Raw genomic sequence first — 3646 nt, 5'->3', positions numbered from 1 at the left:
TCGACACCCGGCCCAGATAAGCGACGAGCTGGGCGCCGAGGAGCTCGCGGAGACCCGTGACAATCCCGCCGGTATCCAGCCGCACAGAGTCCTCGTACGGGCGATGGCCTAACTGCGAAGCGGAGACAGGTCTACTCAAAACCGATAGTTATCCGCATCACGGACTCAATAGCAAGAATCATTAGTGTTTTTGCGGGTAATATCACCGGCAATATGACACATATATATGACCGATAACAAATATTATGTCAGTTTGTAACGTAGTCATCTGCGGATTACGCAAATAGCCAAGAATCGTGTATCCATGCACTCGCGGTCTCGAATGCCTCATGATCAGGTATTTTGCTACCCAGGTCCTGCCCTCACACCCGGGTGCTGACCGTTGTTGTCCATCCGGTTTCGACGCGGCGAACAACGCATCTGACCGGGACATTTCTATTGCTATCTGCATAATATGCAGATAGCATGCAAAACATGCAGACAGTTCGGGCGGCATAATGGCCGACAAAATGGGAGGTCTCTCCTTTCTGCCTTTGCACGATCGTGGGCCTGACAAGGACGCTTTTCTCGCGGAAGTGTTGACCGGGTGGAAGCGGCAGCAGTACACCAAGAATTTCGTTGCGAAGACAATCACTCGACGGATCAATCGCGTCCTCGACTTCTGCGACGCCACAGGGAAATTTCCGTGGGAATGGATGCCGACTGACGCAGACGAGTACTTCTCTCACCTCGTAAACGTCAGAGGCCTGGTTCAGGAAACGATCCGCGCCTATCAAAGCGACATCTCGCTATTTTGCGATTACGCCACCAGTGAGAGCTATCCCTGGAACGAGAGCTGCGGGCGCTTGTTCGGGTCTTCCATGTCGCAGATCATTACCGACCTCAATAAGGCCCGACATACGCAGTTCGCGACCATGGCACCAGAAAAGCGTGCTTTTGACCTCGCAGAGCTGCAACAGTTCTTCGACTATGCCGACGACGAAGTTGCCCGAATCATCGGCTCAAGGGTCAAAGGAGGACTCGCCGCGTGGCGAGACGTTACAGCACTCAAGGCTTGCTACGGCTGGGGGTTGCGCCACGACGAACTGCGAAAGCTCGACCTTGTCGACTTCTCCCCCAACATTAAAGCTCCTTACTTCGGCGACTACGGGCTTCTGAGAGTTCGAAATGGTAAGGCAAACAAGGGTGCCCCTAAAAAGCAGCGAACGGTTCAGACACTGGTCGACTGGGCAGCCGAGGCAGTCGCTGAATGGGTTGAGTTCGGACTCCCCCGCTACGGCCAGCCAATAACGCACCTCTTTCCGACATCAACCGGAGGTCTCGTCGCGCAGGGTGATCTGTACAGCCGGTTCATCGGCTTTGCCAACGCTCTCGGCCTCGAGCCAGGGCTCGACATTCACGGCCTCCGCCGGTCCTACACGACGCACATGATCACTGTGTACGGCTACGACTCGAAGTTCATCTCACTGCAAATCGGGCATGCAAACGAATCCACGACCTCTATCTACACACTCCCCTCTGCGGACTACGCCGCCAGAGAGATGGAGCGAGTCCTCACCAAGGACGTTCTCAAGAGCAAGGGCAAGCTACTGCTCAAGCCGGCAAGACATCAAGGAAAGGCGTCACGATGAAACGCCAGATCGAGTACAAGTTCCACGTTCGCGAGCTCATGGCCAGGGCCGGAATTCGCACCAGCCGTGACCTGGTAGATCCGCTCCGTGATCGAGGAATCACGCTATCCGAATCTCAGATCAATCGGATAGTTGCCCACAATCCGGATCGCATCGCATTCCAAGTCCTGGTCGCACTCTGTGACGTATTCGGAGTCGAGATGAATGAACTGGTCACCTACACCAGCGCCGACGTCAGAACGCAGAGACGCAAAGTCGCCGGAGATGAAGCAGAGATACCACTGATGGAGGCCTACCGTCCCGTCCGGGCTCGGATCCGACGGCCCGAGGATGACTGACTTCAAGCCCCGGGGGCGCCCTCGCACCACAACCGCCGGCTACACCTGCGACCGATGCGGCCGCGAGACCGGGAAGATCCGTCTCCGGTGGCCAGACGGCAGGATTTGCGGGATCTGCTTCAGCAATGCGGTGCACACCTTTGGAGAGTGTCCTCTCTGCGGCCAGCATCGGATGCTCCCCGGCCGTCTCGAATCGGGCGACAATATCTGCGCAGGATGCGCGGGGATCACGACAAACTTGACCTGCGACAAGTGTGGTCGCGAACGGGAACGATTCCGCGGTGGCCAATGCATTGTTTGCGTCGTCGAATCCGAGCTCCTCGCGCTTCTCAGACCAAATGATCCCGCTGATCTGCGCTTGAAACGGCTGGTTTCGGTCCTCACAACCGTCGAGCGCCCAGAGAGCATCCACACTTGGCTCCACAGCAACGGAGGCGTCTCTGCGGAGTTGCTACGTCGCCTCGGAGACCGAGAGATCGTCCTATCCCACGAAGCCTTCGACGCATTGCCCAAGAACCCGGCAGTTGAGCACCTGCGAGCCATACTGACCCACAACCGCATGCTCCCAGCCCAAGACGACGGCCAGCTGGCGATGTTCGAACAATGGCTAGACGAGCGACTCGAGCAGCTCAACGCGACACCCGACATCCACTCCCCTATCGAACGCTTTGGAAGATGGCACCACCTTCGACGGATCAAAGCGGCATCGTCCGAAACCAAGAACATGAACTATGCAGTTCGGACCGCCAAACAGGAGATCACCGAGGCCGGGAAATTTCTCAGTTGGCTCTTTGACTTCCACGGCAAGACGAGCGCCTCAATACGACAGATTCACATCGACGAATACCTTTCGGACGGTCCATCGACGAGGAAGCACATCCGGAATTTCGTCCGCTACCTCGGTCGGGAAGCGACCGTCAAGGACGTCGACGTCCCCGTTCGACTCGCACAGACGACGCCCCTGCTGACGCAGCGTCAACGCATGGCACATATCAAAACTCTCATGGAGGCTGTCAACGTCAACGAGTCCACTCGGGTCGCGGGCTTGATATTCCTCCTCTTCGGCATCCCCATCGGGCGCCTATCCATGATGACCCTCGACCAAATCGACGTCCGACCCACAGGCATCACGATCAAACTTGGCGAGCACCCCGCGCCAATTCCCGCGGCTCTAATACCCCTGTTTCTCGCGCATCTGCGCACCCGCGACAACGCCGGCACCGTGAACACCGGGACCAACTGGCTCTTTCCCGGAACCAGGGCCGGAAGGCCCAGGTCTCCCAACACACTCTTGCTGCAGCTGCGAGTCAAAATGGGCATCGACATCCAAGGCGTCCGAAACAGGACAATCCGCGGCCTCGTCGAGGAGATCGACCCAACTTCATTGTCGAGGATGCTCGGCTACAGCAAACAGATCATGAGCAAGCACGGCTCAGCGGCCACGGTCCCCTGGTCGAGTTACGTCATTGACAAAAACCCCCGCTATGCCAAGGAGAAACCAAGTTCACAAGGGCGATGACCGCGCGGGCCTCAGCCAAGTGTCACCCCTACTGATGACACCCAGTCATTCCACTGCAAGGGTCTGTCAAGTTTTCGGTGTAACTGGGTTTGATTTTTAGTTGTCTCGGATGGAGAGTCGGCCGTTGAAGGTGATGTCGAAGGCGTTGAGGGCTGCCT

General features: G+C 57.2%; 3 protein-coding genes. All 3 read left to right on the top strand.

The window, feature by feature from the left end; translation table 11 throughout:
* Window positions 1-509: 509 nt before the first annotated feature.
* The 3 genes from E3O39_RS18800 to E3O39_RS18790 all read left to right on the top strand — a co-directional run bounded on the left by E3O39_RS18800 (window position 510) and on the right by E3O39_RS18790 (window position 3488).
* Window positions 510-1631, top strand: coding sequence for a tyrosine-type recombinase/integrase (locus E3O39_RS18800; protein WP_241985147.1), 1122 nt, complete (start codon window positions 510-512; stop codon window positions 1629-1631).
* Window positions 1628-1969: a helix-turn-helix transcriptional regulator gene (locus E3O39_RS18795; RefSeq protein WP_134449086.1), complete on the top strand. Its 342-nt coding sequence runs from the start codon at window positions 1628-1630 to the stop codon at window positions 1967-1969. The genes E3O39_RS18800 and E3O39_RS18795 overlap by 4 nt, the downstream gene beginning before the upstream one ends.
* Before the next feature lie 358 nt (window positions 1970-2327).
* Window positions 2328-3488 (top strand): hypothetical protein, encoded by a 1161-nt coding sequence (locus tag E3O39_RS18790; RefSeq protein ID WP_241985146.1) that lies wholly within the window; start codon window positions 2328-2330, stop codon window positions 3486-3488.
* The last annotated feature ends 158 nt before the right edge of the window (window positions 3489-3646 follow it).

The organism is Cryobacterium sp. MDB2-A-1 (assembly GCF_004402675.1).
In the GTDB taxonomy this organism is placed as follows: Bacteria; Actinomycetota; Actinomycetes; order Actinomycetales; family Microbacteriaceae; genus Cryobacterium; species Cryobacterium glucosi.
This window is presented reverse-complemented; position numbering and strand designations above follow the sequence as displayed.